Raw genomic sequence first — 19,824 nt, forward strand, 5'->3', positions numbered from 1 at the left:
ATCCACTCCTCCCCATGGCTCCCGTGCAACGCCTGAATGACACCCAGGCCGAGAAGCAGGAGGTGAAGGGCTACTTCGAGACCACAGGCTTTGATCGCTGGAACCGCATCTACAGCGAATCGGACGATGTGAACAAGGTGCAGCGCAACATCCGCATCGGTCACCAGAAAACCGTCGACGAGGTGCTCAGCTGGATCCAAGAGAGCGGAGACCTGCAGGACGTGAGCTTCTGCGATGCCGGCTGTGGGGTGGGCAGCCTCAGCTTGCCTCTGGCAGCACTGGGGGCGGGCTCGATCAGCGCTAGTGACATCTCCGAGGCGATGGCCAAGGAAGCAGAACGCCGCGCTCGCGAAGCCGGGCTCGACATGGGAAGGCTTCAGTTCAGTGCAAGTGATCTAGAAAGCATCAGCGGCTCCTTTCACACCGTCTGCTGCCTGGATGTCTTCATCCATTACCCGCAGCCTGCTGCAGAAGAGATGGTGAAACACCTCTGCGGCCTCGCCGAGCAGCGATTAATCGTGAGCTTTGCGCCCTACACGCCCCTGCTGGCGCTACTCAAGGGGATTGGCCAACTGTTTCCAGGCCCCAGCAAAACCACCCGCGCGTACACCCTCAAAGAGGACGGCATCGTGCGCGCAGCTGCGGCCTGCGGCTTCCAACCCATGCGCCGGAGTCTCAACAAAGCACCGTTCTATTTCTCAAGGCTGATCGAGTTCCGCAGAGCCTGAGCTCACACCCAGGCGGTCGGCGCTTCAAAGGCCAGCATGCCCAAAGCGCTCGCCAACTCAAGCTTCCAGGCGTGCAAGCAGTAACCGCCATCACCAGGTGTGGCATCAGCGGAGATCCGCCGTTCCAGGCGATAGAGCGGATCTCCCAGCAGCGGACTCCCGATCTGAGCCAGATGGATGCGGATCTGATGGGGTCGCCCCGTGCTGATCGTGACCTCGAGCAGATCTCCTTTGGCCTGGCGATCGAGCAAGCGCAGCTGGGAGTGGGCCGAGAGCCGCTTGCGGACCGGCTCATCCACCCAAGGGAGCGGCCCCCAAATCCAGCCCAAGAGCGGATGCTCACGTTCCACAACGTCGGTATCAACCTCCAGGGTCTGGCCAAACTCAAGACCTTCCACCCGTCGGGCCCAAGCCTGGTAAGTCTTGCGGCAGCTGCCTTCGGGCCTGAATTGCCTGGAGAGCGCTGCCCGTGTGGCGGATTCACGGGCACAGACCTGCAAGCCCGAGGTGAATCGCCCCAGTCGGTGCACTGGCTTGGGCACCAGGGCCTCTCCCCGTTCCCGGCTGCGTTGCACCAGCTGATGGCTGAGGGTGTGGAGCAGGAAGCCTCCACCCGGCATCACCGGAAGCCCCGAGGGTTTATTGATCACCAGCAGATCACCGTTGTCATGGATGGTGTTCCACTGTTCGGGGACAGCGGGCTCGCGCCAAGGCGGCCGCCGCCACTCAATCCGGTCTCCGTTGGCGACCACTGCATCAGCCCAAAGCACCTGGCCATTGAGGCTGAGCTCCCCAAGCTGGAGGCGCTCCAGCCAAAGCGAAACAGGCGAATGGCGATACCGAGCCGAGAGCACGGCGCTGAGAAGCTGCCCGGACTGATCAACACCAACCCGGTCGCGATAGATCCAGCCTTGATTCAGGGCCGCCTCCCGCCAGCCGACCGGCGCGGGTCTGATCAATCGACCAGGCGATGCTGCAAAGCGAAGCGGACCAGCTCCGTGCGACTGGAAGTGCCGGTTTTGATAAACAGCCGGCTGACGTATTTCTCGACGTTGCGGATCGAGGTTTCCAGCTGACGGGCAATCTCCTTGTTCATCAGCCCTTCGGCCACGAGCTGCAGCACGCTGGCCTCCCGCGGGGTGAAGCTCAGCTGCGGCGCTTCAGCCGCCGCAGCGGCATCGGCAGCAGAGCCTGTGAGCATCGAGCGGATCTCGTTGATCTGACGGGCCATCTGGCCCACATCCGCATCGGCGAACCGCGCCGCTTCAGTCAGCAGGCGATCCTGACGGCGCACCACATTGCGAACCCGCGCAACGAGCTCATCGGGGTCGAAGGGCTTGGGAATGTAGTCGTCAACGCCGGCCAAGTATCCCTGGGTCCGGTCCGCCGTCATGCCCTTGGCGGTGAGGAAAATCACGGGTGTGCCCCCCAGGCGTTCGTCCTCCCGCATGCGACGCAGCAGGCCGTAGCCATCACAGCGGGGCATCATCACGTCGCTGATCACGAGATCGGGGAGCAGCTGCTGGGCCTTGCTGAAGCCCTCCTCACCATCCACTGCCGTGGTCACGTCGAACCCCTCGTCCTCCAGGTAGGCCTGCACAGCAGTGCGCAAACCCGGCTCATCGTCCACCAACAGCAGACGTGGGACCGGCTGGTCGACATCAGCCGCCGGTGCTGGGTCCTGATCGGCTGGACGGGAAGTCGTCATGGCCCGGGATCGATCTGGCGGAAATCTAGAAGCGTCAGGGCGATGGGACACGCAGGGTCTCGATCGTCTCGACCAGGAGGCCGCTATAGCCAAGCTCCCGAGCCTTGGTCGACAACGTGGCAGGGTCCTGACCCGCCTGGGAAGGCACACAGGCCGCCCACCACACCAAATGGTTCTCCCGATTCGCGGCTGTGATCGGGCCGCCGGGATTGAGCCTGCGGATGTAGATCGCGTCGTTGTCACGGGTCACCCTCAACGGGGATGTCCTGCCGCAGTTCACCGATTCGGTAGGAACCACGAGATTGTCGGGATATTCCTTCCAGAGCTTGTAGCGACGCAGATCCGGATCACTGGCATCGCCCTTGATGGCGTAGATCGCCAGGGTGTAGGTGCCACCACCTATCGATTTGGTTTCGAGGACGGTCATGTCGGATGGCCGCATGCGCTTCATCTGCTCCAACAGCTCCTCCCGCTCGATCGCGCGTGCTGGCAGGGTGGTGATCGCCGCAAGTGATGCGGTCAAGCCCAGACTGAGGACGCTGAGGAAGGCACGCATTCAAAGCAGGAGCAAACGTCTCACCATGCTGCCAAGCCCAACGAGAAGCCAGCCGATTTGTCTCGACCACCAGGCCACCACACCCTGCGCATCGGAGGTGGTGGAAGCGATGGCTCCGTGGTGGACAGAACAATGGGGCAATCCCTCGAGTCGGCAGCACCGGCTCGGCCTCACAGCCTCTGCGGCTGTGGCAGAAGCCCGCGATCGACTCGCTCGAATACTCGCCGTAGAGAGCGAGCGGGTGATTTTCACCAGTGGTGCCACGGAAGCCAACAACCTCGCTCTCCTGGGTCATGCCCGGGGCAGGGCCCGCCAACGGGGCGGCCCGGGGCATTTGATCAGCGTGTGCACAGAGCACCATGCGGTGCTGGATCCCTTGCAACAGCTCACAGAGGAGGGCTTCCGGCTCACCCTGCTCCAGCCAGATCCTGATGGGTTGGTGTCTCTGGAAGAGCTGAAAGCGGCAATTCGCGATGACACCCTGCTGGTGAGCGTGATGGCGGCCAACAACGAGATCGGCGTGCTCCAACCTCTCGCTGCCCTGTCACGCCTGTGTCGGGAGCACGGCATCACCCTGCACAGCGATGCAGCCCAGGCTTTCGGAAACCTGCCCTTCGAACCGGATGCGCTCGGCGTCGACCTGGCCAGCCTGAGCGCCCACAAGATCTATGGCCCCAAAGGGATTGGGGCCCTGGTGCTGCGGCCTGAGCTAGCGATCCAACCCCTGATGTTTGGCGGTGGCCAAGAACAGGGGCTACGCCCTGGCACCCTTCCGGTGCCACTCATCGTGGGCTTCGCAAGGGCGGCGGAACTAGCGATCAGCGATCGATCGGAACGTAGACAGCGGCTCCGGCTTCTTCGCGATCGGCTTTGGAGAGGTCTGCAAGCAGCGGTGCCTGACCTGCTCTGCAATGGCTCGATGGAGCACCGGCTGGATCACAACCTGAACATCACGATCCCTGGCGTGAGCGGGAGCCGCCTCCATCAGGAACTGCATCGCCTGGTCACCTGCAGCAGCGGCTCGGCCTGCAGCCGGGGCACCCCATCCCACGTCCTGCTGGCCTTGGGACGCAGCCGCAAGGAGGCGGAGGCCTCCCTGCGCCTCAGCCTCGGACGCCAGACCAGCAGCGAAGACATCGATCGAGCGATCGCCGCCATCAGCACAGTCACCCAGACATTGCGCTCAAGCTCGGGTATCAGAAACCCCTGAAAAAATCGGTCAAAGCGGCTACCTTCCGGCCAGAACCGCCCCATCCAGGTCATGACCGACACGCCCAGCAGCAGCAGGCTGCATGTCCTGAAAGCCGTTGAAGACGGCTGGAATGCCTTCACCAAGGCACCCTGGCCTTTCATTCTCTACACCCTGCTGGTGGGTGTGCTCTCGCTGATCTTTCAAGCGATCGGCAATGCAGCCACCGGCGGCGGCAGCAACACAACTCTCGGCATCGGTGGCGTGATCCTCACGATCGTTGCAGTGGTGGGCTCCTGGATCGTGAGCCTCTGGGGTGTCACCGGCATGGTGCGCGGCTCCTAGATCGCCCTGGATGGACGCAAACCCGCCTTCGCAGAGTTCACCCGTTGGGATGGCGCCGCAGCCTCCCGACTGTTCGTGCGCTGGATCGCCCTGACCATTGTGTTCCTGGTGATCGCCATCATCTGCGGCCTGGTGGGCTTTGGCCTGGCTCAGCTCAATCAGGTCCTGATCTGGATTCCAGCCGTCGTGGCTCTGATCCTGTTCATCTATCTGAGCGTTAATCAGAAATTCCTGCCCTACGTCGCCCTGCTCGAGCAACGCGGCCCGTTTGACACCGTTCAGCGCGGTCGTGATGTGGTCGATCCCTCCTGGTGGTGGGTGGTTCTTCTGCTGATTGTGGATGCCGTCATCATCACCATTGGCGCTCTGCTGTGTGGCGTGGGCCTGCTCGTGGCCGCTCCGGTGGTGGCCTGCATTACCACTGCGGCCTACCGCCAACTGTTCGGCATCGAAGACCAGACCGGCCTGCTCAACGGGAACTGAGCAAAAGAAAGCCAACAACACCAAGAAAGGCCAGCACCACCTGCGCCACTCGGCTCACCAGGAGTCCGGCGACAACCGCAAGACCCACAACCGCCCCTCTCCGCAGGGCCTCAAGCCACCCCAGCATCCGGGGTGGCTTTTTTGTCGCCAGGGTTTCCACCATTGCGGCCCCCAACCAGGGGCCGAACAGCACGCCCAAGAGCGGTCCACCCACGGGCAAAGCCGGAAGTAGTCCGAAGAAACCGAACAGCAGACCTGCCCCCGCTCCGAGGACTGCCCAGCGACTGGCTTGAAGTCGGTCCGAAGCCAGACCCAGTGCCAGCACATCGGCACAAAGTCCGAGGCCGAACACGGCAAGAGCAAAAACCACAGAAGGCCAGGCCAGATCCCAACCCACCGCAAGCCACCAGATGCCTGCCCCAAGCGGCAACCAGATCAGCCCTGGCAAGAGAGGGAGCAAGGTTCCAGGGATCGACAGCAACTGAACCATCAGGGCCAGCCACCAGAGACCATCACCCCCTGGCGCAGCGTCCATCAAGGCACGAGCGCGGCATCCCGGCGCCTGGCGATTCGCAGTTTGGCGCTGCGACTGCGGGGGTTCTGCTCCTGCTCCTCTTCTGAGGCAACCAGGGGGCGACGGGTGATGCGTTGCAAGCGCTCATCCTGAAGAAACGCCGTTTTCACGCGCCGATCTTCAAGCGAATGGAAGCTGATGATCGCCAGGAGCCCTCCGGGCTCAAGCCAGTCAGGAGCCTGCGCCAACAAGCGATCCAGCACCCCCAATTCATCGTTGACCGCAATCCTCAGCGCCTGAAACGTGCGCGTGGCTGGGTGAATGCGTCCTTTGCGGGCCTTCGGGGGGTAACAACCAGCAACGGCATAGGCCAGAGAGGCCGTGCCGTCATAAGGACCCTGGGAGACCAGATCCGCCTTGATCCGTCTCGCGATCCTGCGGGAGAGACGCTCCTCGCCGTAGGCGTAGATGAGATCGGCCAATTCGGCTTCCGGCAGGCGTTCGATCAGCTCAGCTGCCGTTTCCCCACCGCCCTCCGGATTCATCCGCATATCGAGGGGACCATCGAGGCGAAAGCTGAAGCCCCGCTCCGCCACATCAAGCTGTGGGCTGCTCACGCCCAGATCGGCCAGCACCAGCGAGACCGGCTCCGTTGGCTCGTAATCAGCGAAGTTGGTCGCCACGATGGTGACCCGATCAGACATCGGTGCCAACCGCTGGGCAGCGGCGGCCCTGGCGGTGGGGTCTTGGTCCAGACCGATCAATCGCAGGCCGGGGTAACGCTCCAAGAGGAGCGCACTGTGGCCTCCTCCCCCCAAGGTGCAATCGAGAAGAACGCCCTGGAGGCCCAGGCCGCCAGGCTCCTCGACCAGCGCCTGCAAGAGCGGGTCAGCCAGCACAGGGACGTGCATGAACACCTGAGTGGAGCCGGGGGACTGATCGGGCATGGGTCCTTCCTAAGATCCCGTCACGATCGTTTTGCCACGGCCCATGACGCAGCTGGAAACGCGCACGGAGCCGATGGTGGTCAACTTCGGCCCCCATCACCCCTCGATGCACGGGGTGTTGCGGCTAGTGGTGACCCTGGACGGTGAAGACGTGGTGGATTGCGAGCCGGTCATCGGCTACCTCCATCGCGGCATGGAGAAAATCGCCGAGAACCGCACGAACGTGATGTTCGTGCCCTACGTGAGCCGCATGGACTACGCGGCAGGCATGTTCTATGAGGCAATCGTGGTCAACGCCCCGGAACGGCTTGCCAACATCCCGGTTCCGAAGCGCGCTAGCTACATCCGTGTTCTGATGCTGGAACTGAACCGGATCGCCAACCACCTGCTCTGGCTTGGCCCCTTTCTTGCTGACGTGGGTGCCCAGACCCCGTTTTTCTACATCTTCCGTGAACGGGAGATGATCTACGACCTCTGGGAGGCAGCCACCGGCCAGCGCCTGATCAACAACAACTATTTCCGCATCGGCGGTGTGGCAGCAGACCTGCCCTGGGGATGGTTGGAGAAGTGCCGCGATTTCTGCGACTGGTTCGGCCCGAAGATCGACGAATACGAGAAGTTGATCACCAACAACCCGATTTTCCGCCGCCGGATTGAGGGCCTGGGAACCATTGGCAAGGAAGAGGCCATCAACTGGTCTCTGTCAGGGCCGATGCTGCGCGCCTCAGGCGTGCCCTGGGACCTGCGCAAGGTGGATCACTACGAGTGCTACGACGATTTCGATTGGGATGTGGCTTGGGAGAAGGAGGGTGACTGCTTCGCGCGCTACCGCGTGCGCGTCGAGGAGATGCGCCAGTCGCTGAAGATCCTCCGTCAGGCCTGCGACATGATCCCCGGTGGGCCGACCGAAAACCTGGAAGCCAAGCGGATGGCCGAGGGCAAGGGCAGCGACTTCGCAGGCTTTGACTATCAGTACGTGGCCAAGAAGGTGGCGCCCACCTTCAAGATCCCGGAAGGGGAGCTCTACACCCGACTGGAATCAGGCAAAGGAGAGATTGGTGTGTTCATCCAGGGCAACAACGACGTGACCCCCTGGCGCTTCAAGATCCGCGCCGCCGACAGCAACAACCTGCAGATCCTTCCTCACATCCTGAAGGGGCACAAGGTGGCAGACATCATGGCGATTCTCGGCTCCATCGACGTGATCATGGGATCCGTTGATCGCTGATCGCCCCGCTGCTGCACTAGAGCTAACTCCCTAGGCATGAACACCTGGCTCAGACGACTCCAACACTCTGGTTATCTGTTGCCGACTGCTGCCACAAGCTATCTGTTGGTTAAGGGATTACACCCTGGAATTCCAGGCCTTTCCTGTCCCTTCCGAGCCCTCACCGGTGTGCCGTGTCCAGGCTGCTTTCTCACCCGCGCTACAGCGGCAGCCCTCGCTGGCAACTGGAGCGGGTCGATTGAACTGCATGCTTTCGGTCCTCTCACCGCAGCGTTGGTGGTGACATGGAGCATTCAGTCGTTGCGAACGAAACGCTTGTTCCCCAAGAACATCACCTTGGCCTGGATCCCGATCGGCACTTCGGCGCTCTTCATCTATTGGCTACTCCGAGTGGTATTTACCTATGGCTTCCCCAGCGAAGGCCTGTGGCGCTTCCCAGCTGGCTTTTAAACGCCAGGTGTCTTATGACATCAGCTTTACAAAGCCTTAGCGAGAAAGCACTCACCAAACCCAAAATCCCTGATGCAACAGAGGCATCAGGGGGGGGCTTTTTAGCAAATTCCTCCGACCAGAGTCGGTCGTTTAAGCGATGATCAAGCAGCAGCGCGCACCAGGCCGCAACGCGATACATACAACTGCAGGAAAAACGTGACTAACGGAACATAGATGATCAATCCAATAATGAAGAAACCGCAGGTGACAAACGCAAGCAAAAAGGCAAGTAGCTGCAGGCCCACGAGCGCCCAACCCTTCTCACTGCCATAGACAGAAGCAAAGGAGGACGTGAAACAATCCCAAACACTAAGATCTGTAGTGAACACCTTATTGACGTAAATTGGTGCCGAAGCCAGCACAATGATGCCTGGCAAAAAACACAGAAAAATGCCAACAGTGGAGGCAACTGTAAACAGCACACCGGCCAAAAAGTAACGACCCAACCGAGACATCAACAGCGAATAGACATCAGCAAAACTGACCACGCCTTCACCGCGCTGATAGTAGATCGCCGGTATTGCGGTGAACAACACGCTGATTAAACTCTGTAGAAGCGAGAAAGGGATGCTGCTGAGCTGACCAAAAATGGCACCCATACCTGCGCCCACCCCGGAGCCATCATCTAACGCCGAGAACAACAGGAAAATCACCCAGTACACGATGAGGCCAGCCACAGCCACAGCGACAGAAGCAAGCCAGGTGAGCAGCAATGTGGGCACATGGGCAATGGTGTCATTCCAGGCCTCACGGAGGGTGGCGCCCGCACTAAACGTTGTCATAAAAAAGAAAAATTTTTAGGCAGTATACAACAAATCACTTCAATGGCAACCAGGTTGACGAGTCACCCCTAATTCGATAACGAGAGGCAGGATTGGCAAGTAAACTCTTGAAAATCCCAACCAACCAAACTCAATGTCATGCTGCAAATCATTCCGATTGCTCTACTCGCCGCTGTGTTTCTTCTCGATCTCGTGAATGCACTGGTGGGCGTGTTGTCGAATTTTGAGATCCTGCCGGAACTAGGCCAATGGACGAACATTCTCGGAACAGCGTTGAGCCTGCTCGCCACGCTGATCTCCGCAGTTCTTCTCGCCACAAAGAAATTTTCATCGCTGGCACTGGGCTTCATGGTGACGCTGCTGTGCGCACTATCCAGTGCTGTGTTCGCTACCTGGACAGCAAGCTGGTTTCTCCCCTAAGCCACAAAAACCATCGACCAGGCTCCAGGTACAACAACAAGGGCGTTAACGGCAGGTGGAGTTCGGTGACACCAATGCCTACGCCATTACAACCCTCCATCAGCCCCTACGCTCGAGCATTGAGGGTTAACAAGAAAGCCTTGCCACTTCGCAATCGAAACATACGCTGCGCTTCAAGCAAAACGGCCAACACAGCAACCACTCCCCCTAACGCCAACGCTGCCGTCAAGGAATGTTCTGCGAGGCGACCTCCGCAGCCCAGACATAGCGCATATCTCCTAGAGCTGGAACTACAAGACCCAGGCCCCCTGCAAAGGGCCGCACCTTCCACCAGATCAGCAACGTGAAGCCAAGACTCAGGCTGTCATCAAGCGATCAAGCCTTTTCCCACCAATAATGATTGCCATTTGACGGCACCAGAATCGAGACCACGCAAAAGCTCAGAACAATGACCCAGTGTATTATTTTAATCAGATATATAGATCTCCACACTCATTACGATGCATCTCAAACTCCTAGATCGCGGTGAGTTCAATAATCGTACAGCCGGTTTCAGCACTCAACAGGCTCTAATCATCCTCTTGGCAATCTTTCCCCTGGGAGTAATAGCCCTAGGAGTCGTCCTCCTCGTGGCAAAGAAACACGGCCAAACTCCAGTGACGAAAGCAGAAGAACCCAAGCCAGCAATCGCGTCCAGACCGGGGCCAACGGGCGAGGCCAGCACTACGAATCCAACACAAACAAAAGGCTCGACACGTGAAAGAGCCCAGCCATCAATGAGCGGTACAGTCGAGCTCGGACCCTCCGTGAGTGGCGCTCCAATCCGTTTGCTGATGGGAAGCATTCAATCGCGCGACCAACAGTTCACGGAGTTTCAATATCAACTTGGTACCAGCACAGTGCAGGCGATGGCCAACTGCAGTAACCAAAGTTGGACCAGCTATCCCGAGCGCCAGGTGAATCGGCCCCAGTCACCGGCAACGGAGCGCATGCTCAGCCTGGTCTGTAGGAATGCGCCTCAGGTGAACCAAACAGCAACGGCCCCCACCCCAAATCCGGACGCGTTATATCCAGGGGTAGCGGTTGTGTTCGACCCACCGAGCAATGTGCGCACAAGCCCAGGCGGAGCCTTCCTCTGCACAGTGAACAATCAGCGGACGATTCCCGTCGGTCAGGCTCAAGGTGAGTGGTACCCCACTTCCGCGTGTGGATCCCAAGGCTTCATTCATCGCAGTCAAGTTCGCTTCTAAACACAGACCTTTTGTTTCCCTTCCCTTCTTCCCCATGCTCCCTTTCCGCGACCCCCGCACGGCAGGATTCTCAAATCAACAGGCACTGCTCGCACTACTAATAGTTTTTCCAATCGGAATGATTGGCATCGGGGTCGTAGTCACCCTTGCAATACGATCCAACTCTGTCTCCACAGCCGAGGCCCCTGCGCCAGCCATACAGACACCGTCTCCGAGTGCACCTCCTGCTCAAGAGGCGACAGAAATCAACAGGCCGGCGCCGTCAACGGACACCAAACCCTTGGCAAATCCAGGATCTGCACGCCCCACCGTCAGTGGGAACACCTGCTGGTTCCAGATGCAGCGGGAAGGCAGTTTGATCGGTAATCGTTGCAACGTGACCCAAAGAGTCAACGTCAACGGTGATCGAGTCTTCGACGTGATTGAGCCCTCAGGCCTGAAACGATCCGTGGTGCTATGGGAGAACAATGAGGTGGAAGTGTTCCTTGAAGGCGAGCGCTACATTGGAAACTGGCGTATGGATGATGACGGTGATGTTCGCGTCAGCCTGCCCGGAGGTACATTTGCCTTTACACCTCCTAGCTAGTACTCCGAACAGTGGCAAAGGGGACCCTCGAGTGAGCGACCAATCAAAAATCGTCGTCGCCTTGCCGCCTGATCAGCACAAACAATCCAACCAAAAGAGAAGCAACAACTAAAAAACCAGCCGCCCCTAGCAAAGGTGCCGCAGGAGATGGACTCGAAAACGGTTGAGGAGATTGTGGGCCAAGCGGTGGGGGATGGCTAGCTGATGGCAATGGTTGATGAGAAGGCTTGGCAGACTGATGCTTGACGTAGCGAACAAAACCCAGCAGACCAACCAACTCTGATTGATCTGGCGAAACATCGAGGGTTAAACCTGTACCAGTTGACTGATTCACAAGCTTGATCCTGTTCTGTTCAAGAAACTGCCATTGCGCATCAGTAAGGACACCAAACATCGTGACAGCAGCCTTTCCATCAGGCTCGAGATAAAGACAGGAGAACTGCTCTGCAGACGAACTATCATCCATCCCATCCAAGCAATACTTACCACTGAGCCGTGAAGAAGGAGAAGCCAAGCAGGCCTGAAGAGCAGCACAAGAAGCAATAACTACAACAAGTCGGCAACTCCACAATCGATCCATAAAACATTTATCCATCGTATCGATACACCCCTTCTCCAACACGAAACGCAGCACCTGTTGATTTCTGAAGCTGCCTTCGAAAACGTTCTGCTTCCTCCACCGAATCAAAACTTGCCACTTGCAAAGATCCTTCGGCAGTGATATAGGCATCACCGCAGTATCGATCTCGAATGATTCGCAACAAATTCCTGTCCGGTGGACCCAGCACTGGCCACCAACGCTTTGCCGCACCTGGCGGGGAACCGCAGCTGGAGGCATAACGCAATGTAGGCAAAGACTGCACCGATGATTGCTCTCCATTGCGCCAAACCACCAGCAACACGAGTGGGCTCAACAACATGGCGATGATCAAAAGAACGATAGCGGGTTGCGCAGAATCATTGCCGGTGGCGGTTGATGAGAAGGATCGATCACTTTCATCTAAACCAACATAATCAGCTGGTTTAGAGATCGCAGCAGAGTGTGAAAGTGAAGAGATCACACTTGAATCAGCCTCCTCATCAAGAGACTGAAGAAAACGCTCTGCTTCCTCGGCGGTTGAACGAAGCTGATCGACACCGTCTTGCTTTGAAGTCACAAGCCGGCCTGCCCGTTATCGAACCGTTCAAAACCGCAGAGACGAGCCGATGCTTGGTATTCGGGGTCGAAGCGATCCCAACGGAAGCTACGCGGGTCGTAGCGGCTATGGCTGCGATCAATCGCTTCGTGGGTCGTCAGACGCGTTAGAGGAATTCCGAATTTGGCCTGCCATAGCAACACCTGGGCTGCCAGAGTTCGATATTGAGCCTGGGTGTAGCCGGAGTGCCCACTGCGGTCGTCCCGACCATCCTCTGGCGACACAAGGCTGATATGCAGGGCAATATTGTTCACTGATCCCACGCTGGACGGCTTAGTGCGCTGGGTGACATCACCAAAAGCCGACATCCCCGCCCCATAGGCGCGCTTTTCATCCGGAACGATGCGCACGCGTGTGCCATCACGGGCAATCAGCATGTGATAACTGGCCTGATCCGCATCATTGGGATGAGGAGTTTGAAAGAATGCAACCGTCGCTTTCTCGCTGATCACCGTTTCATGCAAAACGATGATGAGTGGTTCAGCCTGCAGAGGTCGCTTCCAGGTATCGACAACTTTTCGGTCGCCAAAATTGGTGGTATCGGCGGTTTGATCCTCCTCCTCAGTTAGCCCAAGCGTTTTGACACAGCTGGCAATCTCCTGCTTCGTTGCAGGCGGCACACCCGCATCCGCCAACTCCATCAAAGGAGGAAGTGACAGACCTTGTTTCGATATTTTGCTCTTTGGCTGGGGTCCACCCTCGTCATTGGAATCGGCATGACCATTGATCGAGGGATGCTGATCAGAGACGGATTGCCAAGGGAAGCGGAGCGGCAAGGCCGAACAACCGCTGAGAAGGATGAGGGCTGCAACAACAGAAGTAACGCGAAAATTAGACATTTACTGTTTGCGATAATCCCAAATTTTCCATCGACCAGACTCTTCTTTGAGGGTATAAAGCCAGTCTTTAGTACTTGAGGACGTTTCGCTGCCCTTGGGTGAATGCAGAACAGATACTTCGGTCACAGAAACAACGATCGAAGGCATGGAAGGCGAGGGCATATAGCGCATCACACGATTCACCTTGATCGCAGAATAACTATAATAGCTATTATTATTTTTTAGCCACTGAATCGAACCATCTGGCTTAGTGAGATCTGTCCACAACGGTCCTGCTGCAACCACCTGATCGGCCAAATCTGTATTAAATGGTGGTGCAAAGATCTGAGATTTCACCGTGAGCCATTGTTCAACGATGGCTCTCGCTTGCTCTTGTGTGAGTCCAGACGGCTGAGCCGCAGGCTGTTTTTGCGTGGGCAGCGGCTGAATCGTGGTGGATCGATCTGAGGAGTCCGGACGCTCGACGGCCTGGGGAGCGGGAGCCTGCGCAGTTGTCACCGTGCCCTGACGCTGCAGGAGCAACACGACAAGCCCCAGCCCCACCAAGCCAATTGGGAAAATCAGCAAAAGAACCAACAGGGCTTGCTGATTACTGAAACCTTGCGCGCCGCGCCGCCCTAAACGGAGGCCCTTGATTGACGTTGAGCGACTCACGGAATCACCTCGGAGGAAGATGGGGTCGATGCAACAGCACCGAGCTTGCAGGCCCTGACCCAGAAAAAGCCATAAGGCCAACGGTCACAATGGGCTAACGACCAGGATGGGAACCAGGGCGATTGAAGCAGGTGTCATCACACGACTCCAGGGACACATCGAAACAGAATCGTAAACCTGATCCTTGGCAAGGGGGATGCAGCCTGTTGTTCAGCAAAACGCCAAGACCATGGTCGGCACTGGGAAGCTGTGCTGCGATGCAAATCCTGCATCAATCACCAGCTCACGCCGCATGGGATCTCCGCCATGCCGCAGCAGTGGAAGATCTGCTGAATCAGTACATCAAGACACTGCCACAGGGCGCGAATATGCCTTCTCCAAGGCTGTTCATCTACAAGGGCACTGCCTTTTCGCGTGCTTGCCCTCAATCGGGCATCGATGCACCCGCGTACTGTCCAGGCGACCACACCATCTATTTGGAGATAGGACTTGGAGACCAGGTCGCCAGCAAGTACGGCGATTTCGGAGCACTGTCGATCCTGTCCCACGAATTCGGCCATGCCTATATGAGTCAACGCAAGTTGCATCCCAGGGGCAAAGAGGGAGAGCTGGCCGCTGATGCCTTCGCAGGGGGCTTCGCGCGATATGTGGAGCAGAAGGGGCTTCTGGAAGCAGGTGACGTCAATGAAGCCCGTGCGACCTTTGCAGCAGTTGGCGACTACGAGGTGTACCACCACGATCACCACGGCACCCCTATAGAACGTCGCCAAGCCTTTGAACAGGGGTATCAGCAGGGATTCCGCTTGCCTGGTGATACGTCACCGCCTCCAACCAACCCACTCCCTCCAGCACAATCTCCTGGAGTGCCACCAACCGCAGAACAACACCCTCCACCCATCGCTCCTCTGAACAACGGAGCATCCCCTGTCACTCCCCTTCTGGGCTTAGGGATTGGAGGTATGCTCTTGATTCTGATCCTGGTCGGCGTGATCACCATGATCAATCGCGCCCGGGTGGATGACTGAACCCAACCGAGGCCTCACCAAGCAGCATGCGCTGCTGGCACTGATTCTTGCCTTTCCGCTGGGCCTGATGAGCGCAGGCTTTGTCGTGTTGGCGCTGATCAATCGCCCGGAGACCGCAACAGAGCCAACAACGCCCAACACCGAGACGCAACCCGGGCGAGAACAGGCAGAAAGGCCCACATGGGACAGAGAGCCTTTGCCCAAAGACAAGATCTCTCCACCGGTGCCGAACCCAGCATCAACACGGTCTGAGGACAGACAACTCGACGATCTTGCGGATGCGATTTTCTGGCGTAGACATCCTTCCTTGTACGGAGTAAAGCTCAGCAATCAAAGCGGGGCTTTAGCCCGTGAATGGCAGCAGATCCGCCGATGCGAAGCAATAGTCGACTATCGCTTCTATCAAGTCGTTCCTCAGATGCACGGCCGCGCCATCAACAAAGACCAAACAGAGCTTGTGGTGCTCTGGCAAAACCTCAGAACTCAGGTGCCTGGCTGCTCCTGACCCACTCCCGTCTGCAAAACAGACCGCGGTCGAAGGATCACAGCTCCAATCGACTCAGGAACAGATTGGACGTAACGGTGAAACGACTTGGAGCGGATCACCCCCTGCCCCGGCACCGCATGGACCGCAGACACACCCGAATCATCATTCACAATCACTCCCATATGCGTGACATCCAAGCCGCGAATCGAGGTGGCCACCGCAAACAGATCACCACTTCGCAAAAGGGAACTGACCCGATTCAGGCTTGAATTTGGGATGTAGGTCTGCACAACATCGTAGACCTGCTCCAATCGAGTGATACAGGCCAAGGTGGATTGATTGCGCAGCGGAGCATATAGCTCTGGATGACTCGACATGTAATTCAGCTTCAAGACACGTGACTGCTGGCCTGGTAGATCCCTGGTGATGTCATCAACAAGGCCAGCGGCTTCAGCAGAGCGACCCCAGTAATGAAAGTAATGGTGCCTTGAGCAATAGCCCACCTCTCCATTGGCATATCGCAGTTGCCTTGTCACCTCTGCGAATCCATTCCAGGTTTGAGAAGCAGCCAAAGCGAGCAATTGCTCGACAAACAGCATGCAGTCAAAACGGGTCAAATCCAGCTGAACTCGCTCTTGACGGTCGGCATCAAGAGAGAAGGCTGCATACGGTGTGCCCAAAAAATGCAACGCCAAGATCGCAACGGTTTGAGCCCCAGACAGGCCAGTAATCAGTGGCTGCAATCTGTCGAATGCAGCCTGCGTTCCAGGAATCACCTTGAAATCAAAAGGTGCTGTCTCCCTGGCGGGATGCTGCTGGCGTGTTTGCTCGGCAAGCCCAGCCTTATCAAGGGCGTTCACGCCTGCGGGATCACTGGGAAGGGGGTGAGCTGCCCCGGTCAGAAGCAAAGCGAGCGCTATCAATAGCAACGAGCGATTCGCAATCATGGGAAAGCCTGGCCGAGCCTCTGCTTCACCCTGCCACAAACAAATAGGAACGTATGGTTGGAGTGATCATCAGAGCATTCGGGTTGAACCGTTCAACGTTCCGACGTCACCCTGCCGCCTGGTTGACGCTTCCAGCCACAGCAGCACTTCTCACGGCTTGTGCTCCTTCCGCGCAACTCCCGGATTGCGTCAAAGGCACTCAAGCCCCCACAGCCACGCAGAACCAACGCTGGGAAGCGGCCTCACCGCGCTCGAGGCTGGAACTTGCCATCGATGGCAGCAGCTCGATGCTTGGGCTGACGGGCTCAGCGTCGGCAAAAAGCGCATGGAAAGCCTTATTGAAAGGAGTGTCACTAAGCGCAGCCGCCAATGGACTGAGCGTGCAGCCCGTTCGTATTGGCAGCGGCAAAAGCACACCAATCACCAGCACATCGCTAGCTGCTGATCCCTGTTTCTTCAGCGGTTGTGGCGCCTTTCGTCCAGTCACCTCCAGCCTCGGCTCCCTCTGGGAACAACCGGGGTTAAGTGAGGGTGCTCCACCGCTGCGCGTTGCCATCACTGATCTGGAAGTCAACGATGGAGACATCAGCAAACTGGTGAAAGCGATCAAACCGCACGTGAACGAGGGTGCCGTGATCGGGATCCTGGCGGTTCGCCTTCCTTTTGATGGCGATGTCTACAACAGCCAGGGAGCGGTGATTCACAAGGGTGAGGCCGAACGACCGACCTACCTCCTGGCCACTGGTCCTCAGGCCCAGCTCCACAGCTTCCTGCGCGAGATCAAGACCAAATCGGCATTAGCGGGAGTGCCTACGAACTCAATGCAGCTCACACTTCTTGATGAGCAAGCGAATGCGCCAACGCTGCTCGCAAAAAATGTCACGTCCACCCCTGCAAACCAAATCAAGGAAGTCCCCCTACGGTTAGGGGACAAGAGCTACAGCCCATACAGCAACGCAAACTACCAATTCGCGAAGCTGGAGTCAGGGGTACAGGGCCTGCGCCTCAGCACAAGCGCCAATCCGGGCACAGACCTGCAACCCGACATGGGCTTGGTGAATATCGAAGGAATTGCTCTGCCAGCAATCGACATGGGCATGAAAGGGACCCGTGCAACAGGGTTCCAACTCACGGGAACTGACTTAACCGTCGCGATTGACATCCCCGAGAGCCAAGTCGGTGGTGCGCTGCGTGCAAGCGTCCCTCGAGGTCAACTCCCTGAGGCCTGGTGGGTAGCCTGGAATCGATCGAATTCTACGGCCAAAGAAGCACCCAATCAAACTGACGGCCTGTTATTGCTCTTAACAAGCCTGAGCAAACTTATGGTGGAATCAGGAACGACACCTGCAGCCTCTCTCTGCCTGGCTTTCAGCCGGTAACCGATCGATCTCCGGAATTATGCGAAATCTGCAATTAATTATGCTCGCCCTGTGCATTGCACTCGGTGTCGTCTGGATCTCCATCGCACAAAACTGGATCTTCCTGAATCTGTTTCCGGGAATCCTGGTAGGCCCCGGTCTCAAACTGGATGACTATCTACAGACAGGCAGCAGCCCTGCATTCTCCGTCTTCTGGGGAGGGTGCATCACCGCACTGCTGATCTGGATTTCCGTGACTTGGTCAGCTCGTCCTGTCAGCTCATCGCAAACAAGATTGATGCAACCGATGTGGTGGCTGGCTGCATCAATTCTCGTCGTCTTTGGGTGGCTGTGCCTCGGTTGGTTCACGATTTTCCAGTGGCAAGTCACTGGCACCAACGCATTGCCTGGCTACAGCAGCTACCCCGTGCCAGCAGGTGGCTGGCTACTCCTTATGGGCTTCGTGATGCTGGATGTGATTTTGCTGTTCTGGCTGCCAACCCTCTTGGCATCACCACGCACTTACAGGCTGGTCGTGCCTGGCGCTGTCACTCTGTTGGGAGGCCGCTGAAATGAAGACGATTTTCGCAATCGGCGTCGGCGGTACAGGTGCGAAATGCATTGAAGCGCTTGTGCACCTGCACGGCTGCGGCCTGCTCACGGATCAAGAGGGCAACCCCGCGCGTCTTGGGGTATTTCTGGTGGAGCCCGACCAGCAAAGCGCCCTGCTGGTTCGCGCCCAGACCGCCATCAACCGCTATGGCGCCATGCGCCGTGCCGTGGGGCGCAACAGCGATCGATTCGCACGTGCTGAATTGCGTGACTACGGCCAATGGAGCCCCCTCACCACTTCATCAGGCGCCCTCAGCCTCGATCAGGTCTTCCCTAAAGCCGTGCTGCGCACGCAAGCCCCCGGGGTTGCGGCCCTGTTCGATTGCCTTTTCCCTCCAGAAGAGCAAAGCGCCGATCTGGAAGTGGGCTTTCGCGGCCGCCCTCCCATCGGATCTGCCGTGATGAGCCGTATCAGCCTCGACAAAGAGGCACAGGTGGGTCAATGGCAGCAAATGCTGAGTGACATCCAAACCGCTGCCGGCAGCGGCGAGGCTCCAGTGATTCATCTGTTCGGAAGCGTGTTCGGTGGAACCGGTGCATCCGGTGTGCCCACCCTCGGTCAGCTGCTGAAGAACTGGCTAAGACAACAGGGGCTTACCAGCATCCAGGTGCAGGCCTCTCTGCTGCTGCCCTACTTCGATTTCGAAGGCATGGCTGATGACGACACCGGCGTTCACGCCGAGTCACGCAACTTCCAACTGAACACCGACGCTGCTCTTCAATACCTGCGCACCAGCGGCCGCGCCTGCTTCGACAGGGTTTACCTAGTGGGAAGCGACATTAAAGCCCGCTATGGCTTCAGCATCGGCGGCACGTCTCAGTCCAATGCCGCCCATGTGGTTGAGCTCCTTGCCGCTCTTGGGGTCTGCCATCCAGCTAGCAGCAGTAATGGCTACGCCCATGTGCTCAGTCGCACTGAGCAACAGAGCATGAGTTGGGAAGATCTGCCCGACAACGAAATTGTGGGCGAGGCCCTGGCCCGCGGAGCACGATTCGCCGTGGCCTGGCGCAACAACATCAGTCGAGAGATCAATGCAGCCCAAAAGGTGCCGATGCGCACCTTCCTCAGTGGTGCTCCCTGGGCTCAAAGGTTCTTCCACCCGGCGGGAGCTGGCGCCAGCCGAGGCGGCAGACCTGGCATCCGCGACAAGGAGCAGCTGACCGTGCAGAACGCGATCGATCAATACTGCGACACCCTGCTGCAGTGGCTGAATCAGATCTCAAGCAATCTGGGCAGCGGGTTCCGCCAGGAGTTGTTCACCGCCGATCTGCTCAAGCCAAGCGATCGCTATCAGAACAATCTGAATCGGATCGTGAGAGGCAAGGCCCGACCCCGCATCGCCGAGTCCTCCGACAGCGTCGAGTTCATCAAGGTGCGCATGGATCGCCTCAGCTCTGATGCGATCCCCCATCGCGGCATGGCAGGTCTGGCTGACTGCCTCTGGACCCTGGTGGTCTGACACCTTCTCCACAGAGCT

The 19,824-nt window shown here is 58.1% G+C and carries 24 protein-coding genes; 13 read left to right on the forward strand and 11 right to left on the reverse strand.

Annotated elements, in window-relative coordinates:
* Positions 1-14: 14 nt before the first annotated feature.
* The gene (bchM, locus tag H0O21_RS02380; RefSeq protein WP_131592070.1) at positions 15-728 is read left to right on the forward strand and encodes a magnesium protoporphyrin IX methyltransferase; all 714 of its coding nucleotides are present in this window, start codon (positions 15-17) and stop codon (positions 726-728) included.
* A gap of 2 nt (positions 729-730) precedes the next feature.
* Here the strand turns inward: bchM and H0O21_RS02385 are convergent, their stop codons facing one another.
* Genes H0O21_RS02385 through H0O21_RS02395 form a run of 3 tightly spaced genes read right to left on the reverse strand, consistent with a single transcriptional unit; the run spans position 731 to position 2,959 of the window.
* Positions 731-1,687 carry an RNA pseudouridine synthase gene (locus H0O21_RS02385; protein WP_255441093.1) on the reverse strand — a complete coding sequence of 319 codons (957 nt, stop codon included), beginning with the start codon at positions 1,685-1,687 and terminating at the stop codon, positions 731-733.
* On the reverse strand, positions 1,684-2,436 hold the full coding sequence (locus H0O21_RS02390) for a response regulator transcription factor (protein WP_255441094.1): 753 nt from the start codon (positions 2,434-2,436) through the stop codon (positions 1,684-1,686). Before H0O21_RS02390 ends, H0O21_RS02385 begins: the two co-directional genes overlap by 4 nt.
* A gap of 34 nt (positions 2,437-2,470) precedes the next feature.
* The gene (locus H0O21_RS02395) at positions 2,471-2,959 is read right to left on the reverse strand and encodes a hypothetical protein (protein ID WP_370523073.1); all 489 of its coding nucleotides are present in this window, start codon (positions 2,957-2,959) and stop codon (positions 2,471-2,473) included.
* Positions 2,960-3,017: 58 nt separating this feature from the next.
* Here H0O21_RS02395 and H0O21_RS02400 point away from each other — a divergent pair, with 58 nt between their 5' ends.
* From H0O21_RS02400 to H0O21_RS13310, 3 genes are all read left to right on the forward strand, one after another.
* Positions 3,018-4,202 (forward strand): cysteine desulfurase family protein, encoded by a 1,185-nt coding sequence (locus H0O21_RS02400; RefSeq protein WP_185190251.1) that lies wholly within the window; start codon positions 3,018-3,020, stop codon positions 4,200-4,202.
* Positions 4,203-4,253: 51 nt separating this feature from the next.
* On the forward strand, positions 4,254-4,526 hold the full coding sequence (locus H0O21_RS13305) for a hypothetical protein (protein ID WP_255441095.1): 273 nt from the start codon (positions 4,254-4,256) through the stop codon (positions 4,524-4,526).
* Between the two features lie 75 nt (positions 4,527-4,601).
* The gene (locus tag H0O21_RS13310; RefSeq protein ID WP_255441096.1) at positions 4,602-5,009 is read left to right on the forward strand and encodes a hypothetical protein; all 408 of its coding nucleotides are present in this window, start codon (positions 4,602-4,604) and stop codon (positions 5,007-5,009) included.
* Here H0O21_RS13310 and H0O21_RS02410 read toward each other — a convergent pair.
* Together H0O21_RS02410 and rsmH are read right to left on the reverse strand one after the other, a co-directional pair.
* Positions 4,996-5,544 carry a DUF456 domain-containing protein gene (locus H0O21_RS02410; RefSeq protein ID WP_185190252.1) on the reverse strand — a complete coding sequence of 183 codons (549 nt, stop codon included), beginning with the start codon at positions 5,542-5,544 and terminating at the stop codon, positions 4,996-4,998. The two genes, H0O21_RS13310 and H0O21_RS02410, sit on opposite strands and share 14 nt — an antisense overlap.
* Complete coding sequence (rsmH, locus tag H0O21_RS02415; RefSeq protein WP_131454933.1) at positions 5,544-6,470, reverse strand: 16S rRNA (cytosine(1402)-N(4))-methyltransferase RsmH; 927 nt, start codon at positions 6,468-6,470, stop codon at positions 5,544-5,546. Before rsmH ends, H0O21_RS02410 begins: the two co-directional genes overlap by 1 nt.
* 43 nt (positions 6,471-6,513) lie before the next feature.
* Here rsmH and H0O21_RS02420 point away from each other — a divergent pair, with 43 nt between their 5' ends.
* The gene (locus H0O21_RS02420; RefSeq protein WP_131454934.1) at positions 6,514-7,698 is read left to right on the forward strand and encodes an NAD(P)H-quinone oxidoreductase subunit H; all 1,185 of its coding nucleotides are present in this window, start codon (positions 6,514-6,516) and stop codon (positions 7,696-7,698) included.
* A gap of 36 nt (positions 7,699-7,734) precedes the next feature.
* A complete protein-coding gene (locus H0O21_RS02425) occupies positions 7,735-8,148 on the forward strand; it encodes a DUF2752 domain-containing protein (protein ID WP_185190253.1) in 414 nt (137 codons plus the stop codon).
* Positions 8,149-8,291: 143 nt separating this feature from the next.
* Here the strand turns inward: H0O21_RS02425 and H0O21_RS02430 are convergent, their stop codons facing one another.
* Complete coding sequence (locus H0O21_RS02430; protein ID WP_185190254.1) at positions 8,292-8,972, reverse strand: hypothetical protein; 681 nt, start codon at positions 8,970-8,972, stop codon at positions 8,292-8,294.
* Between the two features lie 138 nt (positions 8,973-9,110).
* Here H0O21_RS02430 and H0O21_RS02435 point away from each other — a divergent pair, with 138 nt between their 5' ends.
* A complete protein-coding gene (locus H0O21_RS02435; RefSeq protein ID WP_185190255.1) occupies positions 9,111-9,392 on the forward strand; it encodes a hypothetical protein in 282 nt (93 codons plus the stop codon).
* Between the two features lie 1,587 nt (positions 9,393-10,979).
* Complete coding sequence (locus H0O21_RS02440; protein WP_185190256.1) at positions 10,980-11,228, forward strand: hypothetical protein; 249 nt, start codon at positions 10,980-10,982, stop codon at positions 11,226-11,228.
* A 43-nt stretch (positions 11,229-11,271) separates the two neighbouring features.
* Here H0O21_RS02440 and H0O21_RS02445 read toward each other — a convergent pair whose 3' ends face one another.
* From H0O21_RS02445 to H0O21_RS02460, 4 genes are all read right to left on the reverse strand, one after another.
* Positions 11,272-11,862 (reverse strand): hypothetical protein, encoded by a 591-nt coding sequence (locus H0O21_RS02445; protein WP_185190257.1) that lies wholly within the window; start codon positions 11,860-11,862, stop codon positions 11,272-11,274.
* The gene (locus H0O21_RS02450) at positions 11,816-12,385 is read right to left on the reverse strand and encodes a hypothetical protein (RefSeq protein ID WP_185190258.1); all 570 of its coding nucleotides are present in this window, start codon (positions 12,383-12,385) and stop codon (positions 11,816-11,818) included. Before H0O21_RS02450 ends, H0O21_RS02445 begins: the two co-directional genes overlap by 47 nt.
* Positions 12,382-13,200 (reverse strand): peptidoglycan recognition family protein, encoded by an 819-nt coding sequence (locus tag H0O21_RS02455; protein ID WP_255441097.1) that lies wholly within the window; start codon positions 13,198-13,200, stop codon positions 12,382-12,384. The genes H0O21_RS02450 and H0O21_RS02455 overlap by 4 nt, the downstream gene beginning before the upstream one ends.
* Before the next feature lie 63 nt (positions 13,201-13,263).
* The gene (locus H0O21_RS02460; protein ID WP_185190260.1) at positions 13,264-13,917 is read right to left on the reverse strand and encodes an ARC6/PARC6 family protein; all 654 of its coding nucleotides are present in this window, start codon (positions 13,915-13,917) and stop codon (positions 13,264-13,266) included.
* Between the two features lie 257 nt (positions 13,918-14,174).
* Here H0O21_RS02460 and H0O21_RS02465 point away from each other — a divergent pair, with 257 nt between their 5' ends.
* On the forward strand, positions 14,175-14,942 hold the full coding sequence (locus H0O21_RS02465) for a neutral zinc metallopeptidase (protein ID WP_185190261.1): 768 nt from the start codon (positions 14,175-14,177) through the stop codon (positions 14,940-14,942).
* On the forward strand, positions 14,935-15,447 hold the full coding sequence (locus tag H0O21_RS02470) for a hypothetical protein (RefSeq protein WP_185190262.1): 513 nt from the start codon (positions 14,935-14,937) through the stop codon (positions 15,445-15,447). Before H0O21_RS02465 ends, H0O21_RS02470 begins: the two co-directional genes overlap by 8 nt.
* On the opposite strand, the gene H0O21_RS02475 is transcribed toward H0O21_RS02470, so the two are convergent.
* On the reverse strand, positions 15,426-16,289 hold the full coding sequence (locus H0O21_RS02475) for an N-acetylmuramoyl-L-alanine amidase-like domain-containing protein (RefSeq protein WP_185190263.1): 864 nt from the start codon (positions 16,287-16,289) through the stop codon (positions 15,426-15,428). The two genes, H0O21_RS02470 and H0O21_RS02475, sit on opposite strands and share 22 nt — an antisense overlap.
* Positions 16,290-16,723: 434 nt before the next feature.
* On the opposite strand from H0O21_RS02475, the gene H0O21_RS02480 reads away from it, so the two are divergent.
* From H0O21_RS02480 to H0O21_RS02490, 3 genes are read left to right on the forward strand one after another with little or no spacing between them, the layout of a single operon-like run.
* The gene (locus H0O21_RS02480; RefSeq protein WP_185190264.1) at positions 16,724-17,755 is read left to right on the forward strand and encodes a hypothetical protein; all 1,032 of its coding nucleotides are present in this window, start codon (positions 16,724-16,726) and stop codon (positions 17,753-17,755) included.
* Between the two features lie 40 nt (positions 17,756-17,795).
* Positions 17,796-18,305, forward strand: coding sequence for a hypothetical protein (locus H0O21_RS02485; RefSeq protein WP_185190265.1), 510 nt, complete (start codon positions 17,796-17,798; stop codon positions 18,303-18,305).
* Between the two features lies 1 nt (position 18,306).
* Positions 18,307-19,806 (forward strand): tubulin-like doman-containing protein, encoded by a 1,500-nt coding sequence (locus tag H0O21_RS02490; RefSeq protein ID WP_185190266.1) that lies wholly within the window; start codon positions 18,307-18,309, stop codon positions 19,804-19,806.
* Positions 19,807-19,824 lie beyond the last annotated feature (18 nt).

This window comes from Synechococcus sp. HK01-R, from assembly GCF_014217855.1.
Lineage (GTDB): Bacteria > Cyanobacteriota > Cyanobacteriia > PCC-6307 > Cyanobiaceae > Synechococcus_C.

Excerpts from the sequence above, each read along its gene's own strand:
- bchM (WP_131592070.1), top strand. The coding sequence starts at position 15 with ATGGCTCCCGTGCAACGCCTGAATGACACCCAGGCCGAGAAGCAGGAG.
- H0O21_RS02390 (WP_255441094.1), bottom strand. The coding sequence starts at position 2,436 with ATGACGACTTCCCGTCCAGCCGATCAGGACCCAGCACCGGCGGCTGAT.
- H0O21_RS02400 (WP_185190251.1), top strand. The coding sequence starts at position 3,018 with ATGCTGCCAAGCCCAACGAGAAGCCAGCCGATTTGTCTCGACCACCAG.
- H0O21_RS13305 (WP_255441095.1), top strand. The coding sequence starts at position 4,254 with ATGACCGACACGCCCAGCAGCAGCAGGCTGCATGTCCTGAAAGCCGTT.
- H0O21_RS02410 (WP_185190252.1), bottom strand. The coding sequence starts at position 5,544 with ATGGACGCTGCGCCAGGGGGTGATGGTCTCTGGTGGCTGGCCCTGATG.
- rsmH (WP_131454933.1), bottom strand. The coding sequence starts at position 6,470 with ATGCCCGATCAGTCCCCCGGCTCCACTCAGGTGTTCATGCACGTCCCT.
- H0O21_RS02420 (WP_131454934.1), top strand. The coding sequence starts at position 6,514 with ATGACGCAGCTGGAAACGCGCACGGAGCCGATGGTGGTCAACTTCGGC.
- H0O21_RS02425 (WP_185190253.1), top strand. The coding sequence starts at position 7,735 with ATGAACACCTGGCTCAGACGACTCCAACACTCTGGTTATCTGTTGCCG.
- H0O21_RS02430 (WP_185190254.1), bottom strand. The coding sequence starts at position 8,972 with ATGACAACGTTTAGTGCGGGCGCCACCCTCCGTGAGGCCTGGAATGAC.
- H0O21_RS02435 (WP_185190255.1), top strand. The coding sequence starts at position 9,111 with ATGCTGCAAATCATTCCGATTGCTCTACTCGCCGCTGTGTTTCTTCTC.
- H0O21_RS02440 (WP_185190256.1), top strand. The coding sequence starts at position 10,980 with ATGCAGCGGGAAGGCAGTTTGATCGGTAATCGTTGCAACGTGACCCAA.
- H0O21_RS02465 (WP_185190261.1), top strand. The coding sequence starts at position 14,175 with ATGCAAATCCTGCATCAATCACCAGCTCACGCCGCATGGGATCTCCGC.
- H0O21_RS02470 (WP_185190262.1), top strand. The coding sequence starts at position 14,935 with ATGACTGAACCCAACCGAGGCCTCACCAAGCAGCATGCGCTGCTGGCA.
- H0O21_RS02485 (WP_185190265.1), top strand. The coding sequence starts at position 17,796 with ATGCTCGCCCTGTGCATTGCACTCGGTGTCGTCTGGATCTCCATCGCA.
- H0O21_RS02490 (WP_185190266.1), top strand. The coding sequence starts at position 18,307 with ATGAAGACGATTTTCGCAATCGGCGTCGGCGGTACAGGTGCGAAATGC.